At 46.3% G+C, this 18,751-nt stretch carries 15 protein-coding genes; 1 reads left to right on the forward strand and 14 read right to left on the reverse strand.

Annotated elements, in window-relative coordinates:
- Positions 1-97: 97 nt before the first annotated feature.
- Genes ACEQFP_RS05985 through ACEQFP_RS05995 form a run of 3 tightly spaced genes read right to left on the reverse strand, consistent with a single transcriptional unit; the run spans position 98 to position 2,408 of the window.
- The gene (locus tag ACEQFP_RS05985; RefSeq protein ID WP_270818451.1) at positions 98-442 is read right to left on the reverse strand and encodes an AlpA family transcriptional regulator; all 345 of its coding nucleotides are present in this window, start codon (positions 440-442) and stop codon (positions 98-100) included.
- 59 nt (positions 443-501) lie between these two features.
- The gene (locus ACEQFP_RS05990; RefSeq protein ID WP_270818452.1) at positions 502-2,172 is read right to left on the reverse strand and encodes a DUF927 domain-containing protein; all 1,671 of its coding nucleotides are present in this window, start codon (positions 2,170-2,172) and stop codon (positions 502-504) included.
- Between the two features lie 8 nt (positions 2,173-2,180).
- On the reverse strand, positions 2,181-2,408 hold the full coding sequence (locus tag ACEQFP_RS05995) for an AlpA family transcriptional regulator (protein WP_270818453.1): 228 nt from the start codon (positions 2,406-2,408) through the stop codon (positions 2,181-2,183).
- A 503-nt stretch (positions 2,409-2,911) separates the two neighbouring features.
- Between ACEQFP_RS05995 and mobI the strand changes: the two genes are divergently transcribed.
- Positions 2,912-3,505 (forward strand): conjugative transfer protein MobI(A/C), encoded by a 594-nt coding sequence (mobI, locus tag ACEQFP_RS06000; RefSeq protein ID WP_270818454.1) that lies wholly within the window; start codon positions 2,912-2,914, stop codon positions 3,503-3,505.
- Between the two features lie 57 nt (positions 3,506-3,562).
- On the opposite strand, the gene ACEQFP_RS06005 is transcribed toward mobI, so the two are convergent.
- The 11 genes from ACEQFP_RS06005 to ACEQFP_RS06055 all read right to left on the reverse strand — a co-directional run bounded on the left by ACEQFP_RS06005 (position 3,563) and on the right by ACEQFP_RS06055 (position 18,473).
- Entirely contained in the window at positions 3,563-4,597 is a 1,035-nt protein-coding gene (locus ACEQFP_RS06005) for a virulence RhuM family protein (RefSeq protein ID WP_265845203.1), read from the reverse strand.
- A 60-nt stretch (positions 4,598-4,657) separates the two neighbouring features.
- A complete protein-coding gene (locus ACEQFP_RS06010; RefSeq protein WP_270818455.1) occupies positions 4,658-7,066 on the reverse strand; it encodes an AAA family ATPase in 2,409 nt (802 codons plus the stop codon).
- 41 nt (positions 7,067-7,107) lie between these two features.
- A complete protein-coding gene (locus ACEQFP_RS06015) occupies positions 7,108-10,170 on the reverse strand; it encodes a type I restriction endonuclease subunit R (RefSeq protein WP_270818456.1) in 3,063 nt (1,020 codons plus the stop codon).
- Entirely contained in the window at positions 10,170-11,378 is a 1,209-nt protein-coding gene (locus ACEQFP_RS06020) for a restriction endonuclease subunit S (RefSeq protein WP_270818457.1), read from the reverse strand. The genes ACEQFP_RS06015 and ACEQFP_RS06020 overlap by 1 nt, the downstream gene beginning before the upstream one ends.
- The gene (locus ACEQFP_RS06025) at positions 11,379-12,872 is read right to left on the reverse strand and encodes a class I SAM-dependent DNA methyltransferase (protein WP_302528789.1); all 1,494 of its coding nucleotides are present in this window, start codon (positions 12,870-12,872) and stop codon (positions 11,379-11,381) included.
- On the reverse strand, positions 12,869-14,386 hold the full coding sequence (locus tag ACEQFP_RS06030; RefSeq protein WP_270818704.1) for a class I SAM-dependent DNA methyltransferase: 1,518 nt from the start codon (positions 14,384-14,386) through the stop codon (positions 12,869-12,871). Before ACEQFP_RS06030 ends, ACEQFP_RS06025 begins: the two co-directional genes overlap by 4 nt.
- Positions 14,387-14,389: 3 nt before the next feature.
- On the reverse strand, positions 14,390-14,611 hold the full coding sequence (locus ACEQFP_RS06035) for a helix-turn-helix transcriptional regulator (RefSeq protein ID WP_265845390.1): 222 nt from the start codon (positions 14,609-14,611) through the stop codon (positions 14,390-14,392).
- A gap of 197 nt (positions 14,612-14,808) precedes the next feature.
- The gene (locus ACEQFP_RS06040) at positions 14,809-16,347 is read right to left on the reverse strand and encodes an IS66-like element ISKpn24 family transposase (protein WP_023290558.1); all 1,539 of its coding nucleotides are present in this window, start codon (positions 16,345-16,347) and stop codon (positions 14,809-14,811) included.
- Positions 16,348-16,395: 48 nt separating this feature from the next.
- On the reverse strand, positions 16,396-16,743 hold the full coding sequence (gene tnpB, locus ACEQFP_RS06045; RefSeq protein WP_000612626.1) for an IS66 family insertion sequence element accessory protein TnpB: 348 nt from the start codon (positions 16,741-16,743) through the stop codon (positions 16,396-16,398).
- The gene (gene tnpA / locus ACEQFP_RS06050) at positions 16,740-17,144 is read right to left on the reverse strand and encodes an IS66-like element accessory protein TnpA (protein WP_023290559.1); all 405 of its coding nucleotides are present in this window, start codon (positions 17,142-17,144) and stop codon (positions 16,740-16,742) included. Before tnpA ends, tnpB begins: the two co-directional genes overlap by 4 nt.
- A 705-nt stretch (positions 17,145-17,849) precedes the next feature.
- Positions 17,850-18,473, reverse strand: a complete 624-nt coding sequence (locus ACEQFP_RS06055) for a recombinase family protein (RefSeq protein WP_265845197.1) — start codon at positions 18,471-18,473, stop codon at positions 17,850-17,852.
- Positions 18,474-18,751: the final 278 nt, after the last annotated feature.

The raw sequence follows: 18,751 nt of genomic DNA on the forward strand, positions 1-18,751 counted from the left end.
TACAACACCTGTTGGAGTATGTTTAATAGACATGTTGACTGTATGCTAACTAGCTAATACTTTGTTTTTAAAAGCATATTCTCACACACATTAAGACCTAGTATCTACGGCCATACAATTTTCGGTTAGCAACTAGATGATCTGCTGCGGTCCTATCAATCTCATCAGAAGAAGCCACACGATTACTCTGCAACCAAGCCAAGATATCAGCTCGCCTGAAGAAAACCCGATTACCATTAGGTTTGAAAAATGGGATCTTGCGTTCATGGGTCAACCGGTACAAAGTGCTTTTCTTTAGCCCCGTTAGCTCAGTACATTCTTCAACGGTGAGGATTTCCTTTGTTGTGTCAGGACGTTGCTCGTTTTTGACATGTTCGGTAATCAGTTTTTTAAGCAATGACATATCAATCAGCATGCGCTGAAGCATCTCTTTTTCAGTCATCTGGATACTCCTTTGACCCAAAACCGAACAGGGAAATATGGGAAAATGGGATATTTGAATTATTCATCATCGACTTGCTCCATCTTCAACATTGCTTGCCTCACCCTGTCAGGCCAAAGGGCAAAAAAACGATAGTAGCGACCGTTCATCTTTAGCTTATAGGTACCACGGCTGCGTTCATTACTTTCAAGACATTGACGACGGAAGAGCAGCTCAACATCACGCATATAATGAGTTGGCAAATTTAAACCTTTCAAAAATTCATCTTTGTGTATGAGCCAAAGTTCCTCACCATCGATAAACCGTCGATACCCAATGCTTGTTGGTCGAGATACATCGCCTTCTTTAGCAAGTCGTTTCTCCCACTTAGCGAGAACACCGCCAATCTTTTGCAGTAAGCGATACTCCTCAAGATTCATTAAATGACCGCGGCTTCCCAACCAAATCCGATACAAGCTGTACACCGCTTGTTCGGATTCTAACTCACTCCAATTAACCAAAAAGTTACGTGAAGCGAGCTGTAAGGCCACTAAAATCACAGCAAAACGTCGAGTGACTCGCTGCACCTGTGAGGATGAATTCGGCAGCAGCCAGCTATCGACAATGCGTTGCAATTCCTTCGGCACGTATTGATTAAGATCCTCCACATCAGTAGTGATCAATTCCATGAATGATCTTAGCAATGATCCGTACGTTCTCGCACTTGCAGACTTCAGATGATCAATGGCCTTTTGGGGTGTGGAAAAGCTGTGAAGATCATTTAGGACCCCATGCAGGCCAATTACCGGAAGTTCAATCAAACGAACTTCTTGCCCCGCCATCGGACTACGCCCCAAACTTTCAAATATCTCAGCGAGCCACTTTTCACCGGTACTTAATACCAGCACACGCCAATGCTCAGATTCAGCAAGCTTGCCGGTTTTATCTGCCCGCAATTTTCCTGCGCCATTAAAAATCTGATACAAACAGGTATCAATGTCTTCAGCTTTGGCCATGCCAATTTCATCAAGCGGTAAAACTAGATCGTTATGTTCACTCGCTACAGCAGCAATTCCATTGGCAGTGCCAATCCAACTTTTCATGAAGTCAGGAGCACCACAGACACTTGCACACACTTGGATAGTTGCGGTTTTACCATCAGCAGAATTAGAAACAATATGAATACCGCCATTCTCCAAACCAGCGGGTTTTAACAGTGGTGCGGCAAGGGCACAACCAATGGAGAAAATTAAATATGGGTTGCCACGACAAAAACGCCCTACTTCTTGTTGCCAATCCTCCAAAGATCCCTGCTGCTGAAAATTTGGTGTAATACGTGGAGACAGATATTGATATGGCTCATCACACCTACCAGAAATCCAACTTGGCGTGACAAATACCTCACGATACCAACCCGTCCTTTCCACTAAGGTTGCAGTACTCGCTTTTCGCGATTCTTGAACTAAATATTGTTGGATCAGTTTCCACGTATCGATACCCGGCTCTATCCAAAAACCACTGTCTAATAACCGCTCTCGAATTAACATGGACTGGCTACCATTCAATATCTTCATCAAAAATACCTCTTGGATGGAACAACCATCCAAATTTAGCCACTCGCACAGCACACCATTACTCCGGACTCGGTCATCGCTGCGTACTCTTGAAAGAACACGGATAGGATCAGATAGTTTCCGCATCTCATTAGCTCGAAGATGAAATAAGCCTGTGTCACGTAGTTCAAACTGCATAACGACACCTACAAACATTGCATCCAAGCCAACACCTCACTATATCGAAAGCGAACTGAGCGGCCATGGGCATTGAGTTTGATTGGTGATGGGAATTTGCCACTTTGAACATAACGCCGCAGTGTCGCCGGTGATATTTGGGTGAGAGCACACACCTCTTGGTATGTGAGTAATCTTTCGTTAGTAGTGGAAGGAACTTGGTTCACGATGCCTCCTGAAAAGTATTGAATCTTCATGCAGCATCATCCTACAAATCAGTTATTAAGCCGGCCTCTGTAATTGCCCTTTTTGGGATATTTCAGCAAAAAAAACACAACCAACTGATATTTAATGAAATTTATTTAATTTCACCTTAAAACACAGCCTTGTGAGTACGAAAAGCCTAGCCACCAATGAGTTTCCCAACACTACCGTATCAATTTGTGCATCTGTTAATACCCAGAGAAAAACTTTCACATGTGAAAATTTAGAGACCTAGCGATTTACATCACTTAAAGCTAGGTCCCCCATTAAAAATGGAATCGTTTAGCTCAGGTCTTTTATTGACGATAAAGCTTGCATGGAATCAACCTGCCTAGGTCCCCCATCAGATAATTATTGGAAAGGAATTGGTCGGGTCTATTAACCAATATCGTTACAACAAAAGACCTGAGTGCCCAAAAAAGGCTCGAAGAGAGGCGATGAATTAGGTCACTCGATAATAGACTGACTCTGTATTCACGACACAGAGGATCATTCTATGACTGACACTTCGAATCCATTTACGACTTTGGAAAAACAAATTGCTGCTTGGAATGCTTTTGTTTCAAGCGATGACAAGAAGATAGATCACGACGAGGCAATACTTTTCACCCGCTCTACATCGCAGCAGTATCTAAATTACATACACAAGTCTACCGAGCTAGAACAATTGCGCTATTACTACATAGCTCGCCAGGTTGCTGAATTGTATTGGCAGCACAACAAGGCTCACCGCGGGAAAAATACGCCAGGCTACCCCGGACATTACGGCTGTAGAGTGCGACTTCGCGATCGAAAATTTGAAATGTATTGGTTCTATAACGAATTCACGCGCAAAAAGGGAACTGAGGGCTATAACGTCATCAGCCATTACTTGTCTCGTGGCGACCAACATCGCTATCTACGATCAACCTTTTCGCTAGCGCAAGATTGGGAAAAACCTGTGATTGAGGTTGTTGAGGACGCTTTTGCCATCATCCGTAGAGCTAATGCTAATCTGATACGGATTAGACAACTGTGCCGTTGGAACCATGACAACCTTTACAAGATGGCCGGAGAAATCGACGATTTTAAGATAGATAATCCTTTATAGTTATGATCTTACAGTACAGCCAAATTATCCTTCGAGCTCAGGGCTGTACTGTAGCGACTATTTATTTTTTTTGAGCATAGCCTTGAGTGCTGCAATATTAGCCCGTGCGCCTTCAGCTTCTTTTAAACGACGGCGCTGTTTTGCAAATCGGTCAAACTCCAATTTCGCTTTGTCATTAGCATCTTTCTTGGATATTTTCCCTGCTCCACTTAATACGTCCCGATCATTAAAACTTAAAAACTGGTCAAGCTTATCAGCCCAGTCCTGTAGGAATACCTGCTTGCGGCGTATCGCTTGATCTTCGGCAAAGTCGAGCCACATATTGACGATCCGATTGAGTTCTTTGATTTCGTCTTCGCGCAGATAGTTTTTGGCGATAGTGACATCGGTTTTACGCACTTCATCGCCTTTATAGCTTGTTAGCCCCATATCAGGCTTACTAGCATCCACACGGCTAGCAATCAGCTCAGCAGCAGTCATATGTGTACAAGCATAATGCAGCTTGTTCTGGATTATTTGGAAGAAGCGGTTGGTCTCTTGGTTCGATGGCTCGTAATCGGCAGCCATGGTAAAGATTTCTTTAACTCGAAGATAAACGCGACGCTCACTGGCGCGGATATCACGAATGCGTTCCAGCATTTCATCAAAGTAGTCTGGCACAGCAGAATGACCAACGGGCGGATTTTTGAGGCGCTCGTCATCCATGGTAAATCCCTTGATCAGATATTCTTTCAGGATTCGCGTTGCCCATTGGCGGAACTGTGTACCTCGTTGCGAACGAACCCTGTAACCAACAGACAGAATTGCATCAAGATTGTAGTGGTCAATCTCACGAGATACTTGGCGAGTACCCTCCAATCGAACTATCCGGAATTTCCGGATGGTTGCGATTTGTACAAGCTCACCCTCGTTGTAGATATTGATTAGGTGCTCATTAATTGTACGGACATCCTTGTCATAAAGCTCAGCCATTGCAGCCTGAGAAAGCCACAACGTTTCAGATTCAAATCGGCATTCGACGCGAGTTTGACCATCAGCACTGGTAAAAAGAACAAACTCGCCTTGAGGGGCTTGGGGGATGTTATCTGTCATACGTTCAGCCTCGTACACTACTGGTAATTGCTGTTTTATCACTATTCAAAATCAAGCTGTTTATACCTCGACGAACTCACCAACACTTCTCATTAATGAAGAAAATTGGTCATTATCTTGTTTGAGTCGTTCAATTATTTGTCTGGCGGCAGTTTGCATTTCTGGTACATCTATAGGTATCGAGCCACTTTCGAAGCATCCCTTTAAATGTGAAAATTCGTTATTGATTCTATCGACTAACACCGCTGGGATTTTTTCATCCCCAAAAAACAGCTTTAGCTTATCTTCATCAGATGTTTGATCAGGATATTTATAGTAAAGATAAATCTCGAAAAATTTTCGCGCATTATTCGCAAAATTATAAAACGAGTTGAAGTTTGCATCATCAACACTTTCGACATTGGCGCACTTATATATTTGATGGAAAAGATAATTGAACTCTGTGATGTATTTTTTTAGGTAATCAGGCATAGACTGAATTGTAGAAAATTTACCTTGCCTAATCACAACAAAGAAATCTTTCTGGTAGCTTTTCAACTTTCCAGCTCCTGCTGGGTCGATATACTTTCCATTCAGCATTCTCAGATACTTCAAGAAATCAAGGTTGTGTGTTGAAACAAAAAGTTGTGCAAACTTCCCCTTCTCTACCACTTCCGCATTCAACAAGCTATAAATAAAGAAAATATGATTACCATCGAGCGACGAGATAGGATCATCAATCCAAATAATGGGTTTTGAGTCTTTGGTTGCGACATCATCCAACTTGGCCAAAAAGTAGCAGAATGCTAGCAAGCTGCACTCACCCTCGCTTAGGTGATAAGCTTTCTTACCGTCACGGATCACTTCAAACCGAATACGTTTTGCGTCTTGCGTTGGCTCTTCATCTTTTTTTGCCTCCAACGTTAAAAATTGATGACCGAAAAAATTATTCAGGTACTCATTTACCTTTTTAGCCCCCTTTTCTTCGTCATTCAATTCACGTTTCTTAGCCATAATTTGTGCTTGTTTTTTTGTAATATTCGCATTGATAGTCGCCTGCGCTTGTTGAGCCTCGTCTCTTTTTTGCTGTAAGGTTTCAATTGAATTGAGCTGTGTTTGGTAATCAATCGTAAGCAAATAATCAGCGACTTCATTCAGTCGCAAGTCGGCTTTGGCGTTGTTTTTTTCGCTGGCTAATGAGCTGCTAAATAACTCTGATTGCGCGCACAGTTCACTATATTCCTGCCAGATTTTCGTTAGTGCTTCGGCGCAATTAGCGGCACCTTCATATTTTTTAGCGTTTAGAATGTCAATTTTTCTTGCCGTCAGTTGCTTGGCTAGTTTACCTAAAGCAAGCTGATAGTCTTTGGTTGCAGCTTTTAATCTTGAATCCAAAGCAGTTAGTTGTGAGTGAAACTTGGAATAAAAAGCAGATTGATCAATGGTGAGTGCAGCATGAACTGTTTGGTTCTCGGTTTCTATCTTAGCAAGCAACGCATCAATAGAATTTTCTAATCGCTCAGATTCTTCATCAAAGTGCTTATCAAGCTCAGCCCATCGCTCAGCCGAAATTTCATTGTCGCAAAATGCACACTTTTCATGCTTGTTTCGATGGTGAATACGACCTTCATTGACCCAGCGGTTAAGCACTGCATCTTTGACTAACGCCTGAATTTTGTCAGACTCACTGATCGGCTTAGTTACCAGAGCTTCAACTTGTTGTGCCAAGCTCAAAAAACTTAGCTTAGGCGGCGAAAAATTCGGTATAGCAGGCAAAACCTTTTCATCAATCAGCTTTTCATGCTCGCTTACTTGCTCTGATGTTAACAGCTGAAAACCTGGAGCGCTTACTGTCGTGATATCGGCTTGTAATTTTTTAATAGTGTAATTTTGGTCACCAAAACGTTCAGACTTATATTTAATGCCAATGTCTTTATTGGTTGCTTTATCGCTCAGTTGTTTTTCTAGGCTATCGTTCAATTTCTTATGAGCGGTAAAGGCATTGCTATATGCAACTTCAGCCTGCTTTTTGTCGGAAAAAAAACCGGTTTCTTGCCCTTCCATACTAGAACCGAGTTCAGCCTCAAGAGCTTCAATCTCTTTTTCGATCTTATTATTGTCATCACCTAAAATGGCAAATGGCTCAATGCTGTCATCAGGATTAGTGATAAACCTAAGGTTATCTCTAATAAAGTCTTCATTGAAAACGCGAATGTTCTTGTCGTGGGTAGATAAGGCCGCGAGAGTTACATCTGAGTTGTCAGCAAATTTTAGTTGAAACGAAGGCGTGCCATATTTATCTGATAAAGAGCGAGTCTCTAGAGCACGAATAATACGCGACAGTGTAGTCTTACCGGAATAATTGCGCCCATAGATGATGTTGATATCAACAAAGTTTTGAACGGAGCCTCCCTTGTTTTTAACTTCACTATCCCAACTAAAATCATCGAACACACCAAGCTTTTTAATGTGCTGAATTCTCTTTAGCATCGTAACTCTCCTTGTCGTTTTTCACTCGGTGCAAACTGTCATCAATAATGCTCTTCTATATACCCATAAGCCTTTTGAAACAGCTCCTTATCTTTGCCCAAGCCAAACTGAGCCAATGTCAGCAGCAGTGCTTTTTGGATCTCTCTAGGTCCACTATTAGAGTTTTGCCAACCATCGAAACGGGTGGCATTGACGATTTTGTCTATTTGCTCAACCACATCGCCAATAAGCTTAGGGGTCGTTTCTGGTCGGGTTTCTAAAAAGAGTTTGGTCAGAGCTTGTTTATTGTCTTCTTCAGTCACTATGTGTTCACCGGCTTCGCGCTCGGCTTGGACTGTGTCTTTGGCTGCATCTAACAGGCCTTTTAACCACTCGATGGCTTTGATTACTCCGGCCTCATATTCGTCTCGAAGTTTTTCGAGACGCTCACCCAATTTGATAAACTTAGGATCACCACTACCACGTAAGCGCCCCATCAAATCGATTTCAAGACGTTTAGCTCGCTTCTCTTGTTCTTTTTCCGTGAGAGTAAAAAGTGAGTGCTCATCCATGATTAGCTCGTCGATATCATCGCGGATGCGGTTGATATCGGTATGCTCGTGGATCATCTTGATGGTTTCAGGGCCAAGGGCAGCCCACACTAAAGCACCAGTTTGGCCGACTGGGCGCACGGATTCATAAATCTGTGCCAGCCATTTATAGTCTTTGCGATACGGGGCTAAGAAGGTGTCTGGGTTAATGGCCGACCAAAGCTTGGCTAGTACGCCAAAGCTCGCGGCAAATTCATCGCGCTTTTCATTGGTCGGCAGGCACTCTTGCGCCGCCATGATGCCTTCGAAGCCTTCTAAGGTGCGGTCCACATTGGGGAAGAAGGACAAACACTTATCTAACTGGGCGGGTAATAATTCTTTAAAGGCCTCTATGCCTTCTATTACACCATCAATCTCTTCCGGGTTGTAGGCCAGTGCTGTACGTAGATTTTCAAATACGCCGAGATAGTCGATGATCAGTCCCATATCTTTGCGCACTTCGTCAGTCTCGTACAAACGGTTGGTGCGGCACATGGCTTGCAACAGTGTGTGATCGCGCAGCGGTTTATCAAGGTACATGCAGTAGCAGATTGGTGCGTCAAATCCGGTGAGTAGCTTAGCTGTCACGATGATCAGTTGTAATGGGTGTTTAGGGTCTTTAAAGCCTTCGATTAAGTCTTTCTGAATTTGGTCTTCAGCATCAATCTGTTGCCAGCGTTCAAAATCCGTTTGTTTAATTGGTAATGCTAAATCGTCATGCCATCTGAGCCAGTCTTTATTTAGCTTGTCTTTTTTACCACCTTGTTCGGCTTTTACTGGTGCCTGGTCGACATTCATCACCACTTCAACAGCATCAAAACCGAGCTTTTCACCCAGCAAGTAGTACATCTGCACGCAGGTATCACGGTCGTACACCACCACCATGCCTTTCATCTTTTTGGGTTTAACGTGGTTAGCAAAGTGCTCGGCTATATCATGACTTACCGCAGCCATGCGTTTAGGTGCCTTGAGCATAATAGCTAACTTGCCTGCGCGTTTTGATAGTGCAGTCTTTTCTTCGTCGTCGAGATTATTGTCTTTGGCGAGCTGCTCAAATTCTTGGTTGATGGACTCGCGGTCTACTCGTAACTCAGCCAAACGTGGCTCAAACTTCACTGGGTTGGTGGCACCATCGCGAATTGATTGTTTATAGCTATAGCGATTCATATAGCGACCGGGATCTTCCTCTGCGCCAAATAGCTTGAAGGTGTTGCGGTCAATGCCCGAAATCGGTGTACCGGTTAATCCATAGAAGTGTGCATTAGGGAGCGCCCAGCGCATTTTCTCGCCCAACCCCCCTTCTTGCGTACGGTGGGCTTCATCTACCAGCACAATGATGTTGTCGCGGTTGTTAAGGCCGTTGGGATTACCATCGTCTATTTCGACATCTTTAAACTTAAATATTGTGGTAATTAAAATGCCGCGGCTGTCTTGTTCAATATGTTGGCCAAGCTTTTTACAGCTTTGTACCTTGATAAGGTTTTTAACGTCCGCACCGCCAAATGTCTCGTTGATCTGGTTGTCCAGGTCGCGGCGGTCTACCACAATCAGTACAGTAGGGTTTTTAAGTTGATTGTCACCACGCAGCATTTTGGCAGCGTAGAGCATCAATAACGACTTCCCCGAGCCTTGGAAGTGCCAGATCAGGCCTTTTTTCGGATAGCCTTTGCGCACACGCTCTACAATTTGTTTGGCCGCTTCAAACTGCGGGTAACGCGGCAGAATTTTAATGCGCTTGGGTGGCGTGTTCTTACCGGTTTTAACCGTTGAAAACAGCGCGAACGATTCAAGCAACTGCAATAGGGTTTGCGGGTTTAACAAGCCCTCGCAGCTATCCAGCACCGATGCCAGTCCGGGCAAAATGTCATCGCGCAGGTCGGTATTGTGCCAAGGGCCCCAATCTTTTACCCGGGCATTGATGGCGCCATAAGCAAAGGTTTTGCCTTCACTGGCAAAACAGAGCAGGTTGGGCACAAAGTAGGGTTCAACGTTCTTCCAGTAGTGCTTTTTGCCGCCCATAAAATCGGCGGCGCCGTCTTGCCAGGTTACACTCGGGCGGGTAGCGGTTTTCACTTCGCCCACTACCAAGGGAATACCGTTTACATAGAGCACAATATCAAAATAGACTTCGGTGGCCGCGATATAGTGCACCTGTTGTGACACCACAAAGCGGTTGTTGCTGATATTGTCAAAATCAATCAGGTTAATGGTGATATGGTCGCCATTCTCACCAAAGGGTAAGGTTTTTTCGGCCATTAACCATTCATGAAAATTCTCATTGGCTTTTACCAGGCCGGTATGGCGCGCTTCCAACACCACACCACGCAGTTTGTAAATCACTTCATCGGCGTAATCCGGTTGCTTGGCGATATCAGGGTTTAACGAACACAAGGCGTCTTTGAGCCACTCATCGACGAAGATATCCTGCGCTTGCTTAGGCAGGCTCTCACCGTGGCTGTAAGTCCAATTTACACCGCTTAACCCCTTTAAACGGTCGATAATTCCATTTTCTGTGACGGTTTGTTCGTTAAACATTAAGCTACCTGTTCAAAATATTTTGATTTGATACTTTCCATGAACTGAAGCATTCTCTGATGATGTTTCTTGGCTACATTCAACTCATTGTCAAACTCGCGAAGCACTTTCTCAATTTCTTTCACCCTCTTTAATGGCGGGACCAATATAGGCAAACTTTTTAAACTGCCTGGGTTGATATTTACTTGGCTAACACCAGGTGTAGCATAAGCCTTTAGCCGGTATTGAATTAAGGGAAGGTTTAAGTACTGAGTTAAATAATAAGGAGTAAGCTTCTTTTCATTTGCCACCAAACGGATTAAATATGAAGCAAACAGATAGTCTCCATCCAGTTCAAATATTCCTGTCCTTCCTACCCATTCCATACTGTTAGTTCTATTAAAGACAATATCGCCATAATTTAGAATATACTTGTCTGCCTCTTCCTTGGGCCAGTCGAGATACTTCAAATCGTTAGGGTCTACGTAACCATTAGTAATATTCATCATTCTAAGTACTGGGTAACTACCATGAGCCTCCAGAGAGTCCGACAGCCCATATTGAGTATCATTGAGAACATCGCCCACAGTTAACAACTTCCATCCTTCAGGTATAGAAGCCCGATCTTGACCAAATAATTCTCTGTACCAATTTCCTTCAAGCATTAGGGAGTATGCTGTAGCTGTCTTGGTTTCTAAAAGTTGTTTGACTATAGATTCTGATGATCTCAGTGCTCTTTCCGCTCTTTTTAATAACGTTAACAGTCTTGGCTGCTGCTCTAAGTTCGGGAATAAAAATTTTTGTTCAGCTAAAACCTTCCATTTGATCGTAGGAGATAGTGAGCCCTCTGAAATAGCCACTGCCCGATTCATAAAAACATCGGACTGCATAAAAAATGGCAAAAACTCAGGTATGACATGTTTAGGGTTCGCTTCAAGCACCATGGCATGTGCCGAACAAATACAATCCCAGTCTGCCACTGCGACTTTGCGCTGATAGGCACGACGCTTGCCAAAAATGATTTGCCCTTTCTTCACCAAAAGTTTTTGGCCTTCTACGTCACTGGGCACACCGTGACGTTTAATTTTCAAGCTGTCTGGGTCCAAATGTTCCAGCCCGACATAGATTTCAAGGTCAGTTTCACTGGGCTCGACACGCTTGGAAATATGTTTGGCTATATCGCCAAACTTCACTATTTGCCAGCCTTCGGGTAATTGTTGTTCTGTCATTTACTGCTCCACCTTGCTAACTTCAGCCTCAAACCCCAGCTCAGCAAGACTTTTAAATAATTTATTGGTCTGCTTTTTTAATTGCACCCGGCTAACTTTCCATGCTTCGATGGCATGTTCCATATCGTGCACCTCACCATTATTTTGTGCCTGCACATAAAGCGGAATCGACAGGTTGTAGAGGTTTTCTTTGATGATCTCAACATCCACCAACGCAGTAATGTCGCTCTGCTTTTCTGGCGTGAAGTAAGCCTCGCAGAGCACGGATAAGTCCTCATCCGATAATCGGCTGTGAGCGCGCTCGCGGGTAACATGTTCCACGCCATTAATAAACAACACCTTGTTTTTGCACTCAGCGGGCTTATTGCAGTTGAGCACCACCACGCAGGATTCCATCGGCGAGTTATAAAACAGGTTTGGTCCAAGGCCAATCACCGCTTCGATAATGTCGGACTCAATCACTTGTTTGCGAATGCTTTGCTCGAAATCACGGAACAAAACACCGTGAGGCCAGAGCATAGCGGCGCGACCTGTATCCGGTTTTAGGCTTTTAATAATATGAGTATAAAACGCATAATCGGCGCAGCCTTGCGGTGGCACCCCGTAGAGGTTGCGGCCATAAGGGTCGGCGGCAAACTTATCGCGGTTCCATTTTTTGATGGAGTAAGGCGGGTTAGCGAATATCACATCAAACTGTTTGAGCTGGTCGTTCTCAATAAACTTAGGTTCGGCCAGGGTATCGCCACGCAGCACATCGAATTCTTCAATGTCGTGCAGGAACATGTTCATTCGAGCAATGGCCGAAGTGAGCAGGTTTACCTCTTGGCCATAGAGATGCACTGACCGCCATTCTTCACCGTGGGTGCGCAGGTCCATTACTGCGTTAAGCAACATACCGCCGGTACCGCAAGTAGGATCGTAAGCCGTTTCGCCGGGTTTTAAACCCATGATGCGCGTCATTAAATGCACCACGGTACGGTTGGTATAAAACTCGGCAGCGGTGTGGCCGGAGTCGTCGGCGAATTTTTTGATCAGGTATTCGTAAGCCTCACCCAGATCATCCTGAGCGACCGATTTAATCCCCAGCGGAATTTTACTGAAGTGCTCAATCAGATCAGACAGCAGGTGATCGGGCAGGCGCTCTTTATTGGTCCATTGGGCATCGCCAAACACGCCATGTAAGCGCGGGTTTTTGGCCTCAATAAGGCGCAGCGCATTTTGAATGGCCTCACCAATGTTTTTACTGGTGTGGCGTACTTTTTCCCAACGGGCTTCCTGTGGGATATCAAAACGGTGGAACATGGGCATGGCGGCGTATTCGGTATCGCCTTCATAGTTCTCCAAGGCTTCGGTGTATTCTTCCAAATACACATCCGATAGACGCTTGTAAAACAGTAGTGGAAAGATGTACTGCTTGTAGTCTGAGGCGTCGATTTGGCCACGTAAAAACTCGGCCGCGCCCCAGAGTAGGTTTTCTAAGTCTGCTTTTTTCATATTTCAAAACCCTCTTTGATTAGCAGGGCTTCCAGTTCGTTTTCGGCTTGTTCCAATGCCGAGAGCTTTTGCTGAAAATCCTTTAAGGCGTCTTCTACCGAGATAGTTTCTTCTTCCAGTGGCTTTTGCACATAGCGTGCAATGTTCAGGTTAAAGTCGTTTTCTTCGATTTCACTGATCGGCACCCAACGAGCAACGCCTTCAATTTCGGCTGCCCCTTTTATGTTTTCTGAACTGGGACCCTGTTTAACCTGGCTTTGGTAGATGCCATAGATCTCATCGGCTTGCTCGTTGGTCAGAGTGTTTTGTGCACGGCCTTTGGTGAAGATTTCTTCAGCATTAATGATCAACACATGATCTTTATGGTGCTCCGGACGTGACTTTCGCAGCACGAGAATGCTGGCTGGAATGCTGGTGCCATAAAAGAGGTTTGATGCTACACCAATAATGGCTTCGATGCGGTTTTCCTGTAGAAGTTTGGTACGGATTGTGCCCTCAGCACCGCCACGGAACAGGACTCCATGAGGCAATACCACCGCCATGCGGCCATGATCGTTCAAGGAGGCAAACATATGTTGCACCCAAGCAAAATCACCGTTGGTTCTAGGAGCTAAACCATATTGCGCTCTGCCATAAGGATCAGCACTCCAGTTGTCGTATCCCCACTCTTTTAAACTAAATGGCGGGTTAGCGATAACACAATCGAAGGTCTCTAGGCGATCACTGACCAAAAACTTAGGCTCGCGCAAAGTGTCCCCTCGGACGATATCGAAATCCTCTTGGCCATGTAGGAAAAGGTTCATGCGGGCAATGGCTTCAGTGGTCAGGTTCTTTTCCTGGCCTTTGATTTTGAGCAGGCGTGGATCGCCACCATTTTCTTTTACGTGATGAATAGTTTCTAGCAGCATACCGCCAGTACCGCAGGCGGGATCGTACACACTTTCACCTGCTTGCGGATCAAGGATATTGACCATCAAGCGTACAATGGTGCGAGGGGTATAGAACTCACCGGCTTTTTTATTGGCTTTGTCTGCAAAGCGTTTAATCAGGTATTCGTAGGCGCGGCCCATATCATCATCGCGAACAGACGCTACACCAAGATTTTTCTGGTTGAAATGGTTGAGCAAAGTAGCTAAGAGTTCATCTGACAGGCGTTCTTTATTAGTCCAGCTAGCATCACCAAAGATGCCATGAAGCTTAGGATTAGCTAGCTCAATTCCACGAAATGAGTCTTTCAGTGCTTGCCCAATATCTTTGGTTTCAGCAAAAACATCTTTCCAGTGGCATGCTGGTGGAATTTGGATTCGATGGAACATATCCCCCTTGGCCAGCTCTGCATCACCGATTTGCTCCATGGCCTCGATAAACTCTTCGTCGTATACATCACAGATACGTTTGAAGAATAAGATGGGGAAGATGTAGGTTTTGTAGTCAGATGCGTCGATAGGCCCAGTAATAATGTGGGCTGCATGCCAAAGGTGTGCTTCGAGATCTTTGATGTCAATTAAGGTCATTGTTTACTCGTTTCCTACGGAAACCGCAGGCGATTTTTCTAGTAATTCATGGATGTTGCAATTAAATAAATCACATAGCTTGTCTAATGCATCTAGGTCCACTTTTAACGCGGTTTCCTTGTAAAGGAGTGTGATAGTGGTACGGCTGAGGCCCGTTTCACGCATAACATCGCTAATGCGCATTTTGTGTTCGCCCATTAAACGAGCTAAGTGGCAGCGGATCATGATATTCCCACGGTCGTATTCATCACATTTGCGTTTATTGCATTCAAAACTTAAACGCAACACATTGAGTTTTGGTTGTTTTTTAACCATAAATACTATAAGTCATCACTGATGAAACCCTACCATGATTGTGTTTTTTCTCAACTTATTTGAGTTGAAAGTAAGCGTGCAGCGAGAACCGTATTGACGGGGATGTGTTATTCAGTTGGCAGTGCTACGCGCCAGGGGAGTAGCTCGCTGACCCGGTTTATCGGCCAGTCAGCAATGACGTCAAGGACATAACGGAGGTAGCTTTCTGGCTCCACTCCGTTCAGTTTGCATGTCCCGATCAGGCTGTACAGCAGCGCTCCCCGCTCTCCTCCATGATCCGAACCGAAGAACAGGTAGTTTTTGCGGCCCAGGCTGACCATCCGTAGCGCATTCTCAGCTATGTTGTTATCTGCCTCGGCCCAGCCGTCGTCAGTATAGTAAGCCAGCGCCGGCCACTGGTTCAGTACGTACGTGAACGCTTTCGCCAGTTCTGAGTGTCGCGACAGCGTTTTCACCTTTTCACGCAGCCAGCTTTCCAGGGATTTCAGCCGCGGTTTAGCTTTTTGCTGACGTTCTGCAAGGCGTCGCTTCGCCGGCATCCCCCTTATTTCCGCCTCGATGGCATATAACTCACCGATCCGTTTCAGGGCTTCCTCCGTCAGCGCTGACGGGGTGCGAACGTGCACATCGTGGATCTTGCGGCGGGCATGAGCCCAGCAGGCAGCTTCCGTTATCTGTCCATTGCGGTACAGTTCGTTGAACCCGGCGTACGCATCCGCCTGCAGAACACCGCTGAAGCCAGCGAGATGGCTCTGCGGGTGGATACCTTTTCTGTCCGGGCTGTAAGCGAACCACACTGCCGGCGCCAGCTCTGACCCGGCGTTACGGTCGTCACGAACGTAGGTCCATAACCGCCCGGTCTTCGTTTTCTTATTACCTGGCAACAGCACCGGGACAGGCGTGTCATCAGCATGGAGCTTACCGTCAGTCAGCACATAGTCCTGAAGCGCCCCTTCCAGCGGTGACAGTAGCCGGCAACACGCATCCATCCAGCCCGACAGCAGTGAGCGGCTCAGCTCCACACCCTGGCGGCCGTATATTTCAGACTGGCGGTACAGCGGGGTGTGCTCTGCATACTTTGAACTCAGCACGCGGGCCAGCAGCCCCGGTCCTGCGATACCCCGCTCGATGGGCCGTGAAGGCGCGGGGGCCTGCACGATGGCATCGCACTGAGTACAGGCATGCTTTTCACGTACTGTCCGGATAACCCGGAAGGCGCTGCGCATCAGCTCCAGCTGTTCGGCGGCATCTTCACCCAGGTAACTCAGCGTACCACCACATTCCGGGCAGCATGACGCTGCCGGCAGCAGCCGTTTTTCGTCACGGGGAAGTGATTCAGGGAACGGTTTGCGGGTACGGGTCTGCCGCAGCGGGCGCTGCACGGCCGGGTCATCCACCCGGCCGGTAAGGGTATCGCTTTCTTTCTGCAACTGCTTAAGGTCGGCTTCCATCTGCGCGATACGGCGGGAGACTTTTTCGGAGCGGCTGCCGAAGTTCATCCGGCGCAGCTTATCCAGTTGCGCCTGCAGGTGATCTATTTCGCGTTCACGCTCGTTCAGCTTTTCCAGAAGGGCACGGTTCAGCGCCTCCTGTTCGGCAAGGAGACGTTTCAGTTCATCGATATTGTCAGGAAGTAAGCTGTTCATACCGGGTATATTACCTGGCTCATTCAGCGTCGACCAGGATAAAGAGGCCTACAACATAGTCAGTGACGTAAGCAGTCTTTTAGGCTGCCGCCAGTCGATACCTTCAAGGAGCATCGCCAGCTGTGCCGGTGTGAGGAACACTTTGCCATCCCGGGCTGACGGCCAGGCGAAGCGGCCGCGCTCCAGCCGTTTGGTCAGCAGACACAGTCCATCGCCGGTAGACCAGAGGAGCTTTACCTGACTGCCATTACGCCCACGGAAGATAAAAACGTGACCTGACATCGGATCGTCTTTCAGCGTCGTCTGCACCTTTGCCGCCAGGCCGTTGAAGCCGTTTCTCATATCGGTGATGCCAGCGACCAGCCAGATCTTTGTCCCTGATGGTAATGGGATCAACGTTTGAGCTCCCGTATCAGCAGGTTCAGGATATTTTCGCTGATGGCACCATTCAGACGGAGTGATCCGTGCCGGAACGTCACTTCACAGCTGATATTGAGTGATTCAGGTGCCGCAGCAGCTACAGGTTGTGACCGGGGGGAGGTTGCAGGGACAACATCTTCGGCATCAAGTGTTATCGGGAGCAGCTCAGGCACGTTGTTTTCTATTGTTGAAGGAGGACGTAGTTTTCCTTCGCGCCAGTACTGGCGCCACTTGAACAGCAAATTATCGTTGATCCCATGCTCACGAGCGAGTTGCGCTACGGAGATCTCTGGTCGATGCGAGAGTTCAACCATTTTGATTTTGAACTCAACGGGATAATTAGGGCTTTTTTTACGCACTGCGGTTAATGATTTCATGGATAGCGTCCACCATATTTGGTGTCCACTATCCTCTCAGGAATATCAGGATCTGCCAGACGGTGCTGAGACGACGCTTACAGTTGAAACGCAATTTTTTAAAGTTAATGAGAACGGTTTATTGGTGTGATGACGTTGAATTGCCGTAATCAAGAAAGCTATACGGCAGAAAGTCGTGGAATTACTGCTCTGTGCTGCTGATATTCTTTTAGATGGTAGCAATCAGGTGCTGCGAACACTCCAACATATCTTGAATGTCAGTGTAGCTATGGCCGGCCTTCAATAGGCTAGCTATATACTGATGTCGCTTAAGGTCAGGCTGGCGCCCACTGTATTTTCCCTCTGATTTAGCCTTTTCTATACGACGCCGGTCATCATAATCTTAGCGAGCAACCACCGCGAACATGTCACATCAGGGATGATGTCTATTTATTGGTAGCAATTCACAACCATGTTTGTTACGAAAGAACAAAACCCAATCATTTCAGTTGGTTATTGATTTTTTCCTGAGTTGAGTCCATGGTGATATAGAGTTTTGTCACACGATCATCTGATTGCATGCCTAATCCGCAACACATGAGGTCATCACTATGAACAGCATCGTCATCCTGCTCCTCCTGTTTTCATTTCTGATAGGCTTTGGAGCCTTTGCCGCATGGCTGTATATCGAAAAGCGTCGTATGGATGCTTCAGATAAATGATCCGCTATTTTGCAGAACGAATATCTTTTGCCACGCACGAAATCAGATGACGGGAGCAACCCAACATCTCCTGAATCACCGAGTAGCTGTGTCCGGTGCTCAACAACTGTGCGATGTGCTGACGCTTCTTTTCATCTTTCTGGCGACCGCGATATTTCCCCTCATCCCTGGCCTTGGCAATGCCTTGCAGTTGCCTGCGTCGGCGATCTTCATAGTCTTTGCGAGCGACTGCTGCGAGCATATCCAGCAGCATGCCATTTACAGCCTGCAAGATGGCGCTGGTGAACTCAGAGCGGCTGTCCCCTTGTAACGCCACCCAAGAAGTCGGAAGCTCCGGGGAAACGATGGAGAGCTTTTTCTGCGCCAGTAATTGCTTCAATGTTTGCCAATCCGTCTGATTGAGACGGGCCAGACGGTCAATCTGCTCTACCAGTACAATGTCACAATCTGTAGCATCGCGAATCAGCCGCATAAGTTCAGGCCTGTCCAGCGTCGCCCCCGACTCATTCTCCACGTAGAAACTGGCAATCTGATGGCTATGCTCAGCAGCAAAGTCAATCAACAGCTGTCGTGCCCGCTCAGCATCCTGTTCCTCTGTCGATGCACGTAAATACGCCCGTATGAACATTGAAACCCCCATCAGTCTGTTTAAACTAGTTCCTAACAATTAGTTCAATTGTCATTTTCAGAAGACGACTGCACCAGTTGATTGGGCGTAATGGCTGTTGTGCAGCCAGCTCCTGACAGTTCAATATCAGAAGTGATCTGCACCAATCTCGACTATGCTCAATACTCGTGTGCACCAAAGCGAGGTGAGCATGGCGACGGAGGCTCTGTTGCAAAGATTGGCGGCAGTCAGAGGTAGGCTGTCGCTCTGCGCCGATCAGGCGGCTGCTGCGAAATGGT

This window comes from Edwardsiella sp. A.80236 (assembly GCF_044540725.1).
Lineage (GTDB): Bacteria > Pseudomonadota > Gammaproteobacteria > Enterobacterales > Enterobacteriaceae > Edwardsiella > Edwardsiella tarda.

Coding starts and splice junctions, on each gene's coding strand:
- ACEQFP_RS05985 (WP_270818451.1), bottom strand. CDS start 442: ATGACTGAAAAAGAGATGCTTCAGCGCATGCTGATTGATATGTCATTG.
- ACEQFP_RS05990 (WP_270818452.1), bottom strand. CDS start 2,172: ATGCAGTTTGAACTACGTGACACAGGCTTATTTCATCTTCGAGCTAAT.
- ACEQFP_RS05995 (WP_270818453.1), bottom strand. CDS start 2,408: ATGAAGATTCAATACTTTTCAGGAGGCATCGTGAACCAAGTTCCTTCC.
- mobI (WP_270818454.1), top strand. CDS start 2,912: ATGACTGACACTTCGAATCCATTTACGACTTTGGAAAAACAAATTGCT.
- ACEQFP_RS06005 (WP_265845203.1), bottom strand. CDS start 4,597: ATGACAGATAACATCCCCCAAGCCCCTCAAGGCGAGTTTGTTCTTTTT.
- ACEQFP_RS06010 (WP_270818455.1), bottom strand. CDS start 7,066: ATGCTAAAGAGAATTCAGCACATTAAAAAGCTTGGTGTGTTCGATGAT.
- ACEQFP_RS06015 (WP_270818456.1), bottom strand. CDS start 10,170: ATGTTTAACGAACAAACCGTCACAGAAAATGGAATTATCGACCGTTTA.
- ACEQFP_RS06020 (WP_270818457.1), bottom strand. CDS start 11,378: ATGACAGAACAACAATTACCCGAAGGCTGGCAAATAGTGAAGTTTGGC.
- ACEQFP_RS06025 (WP_302528789.1), bottom strand. CDS start 12,872: ATGAAAAAAGCAGACTTAGAAAACCTACTCTGGGGCGCGGCCGAGTTT.
- ACEQFP_RS06030 (WP_270818704.1), bottom strand. CDS start 14,386: ATGACCTTAATTGACATCAAAGATCTCGAAGCACACCTTTGGCATGCA.
- ACEQFP_RS06035 (WP_265845390.1), bottom strand. CDS start 14,611: ATGATCCGCTGCCACTTAGCTCGTTTAATGGGCGAACACAAAATGCGC.
- ACEQFP_RS06040 (WP_023290558.1), bottom strand. CDS start 16,347: ATGAACAGCTTACTTCCTGACAATATCGATGAACTGAAACGTCTCCTT.
- tnpA (WP_023290559.1), bottom strand. CDS start 17,144: ATGAAATCATTAACCGCAGTGCGTAAAAAAAGCCCTAATTATCCCGTT.
- ACEQFP_RS06055 (WP_265845197.1), bottom strand. CDS start 18,473: ATGTTCATACGGGCGTATTTACGTGCATCGACAGAGGAACAGGATGCT.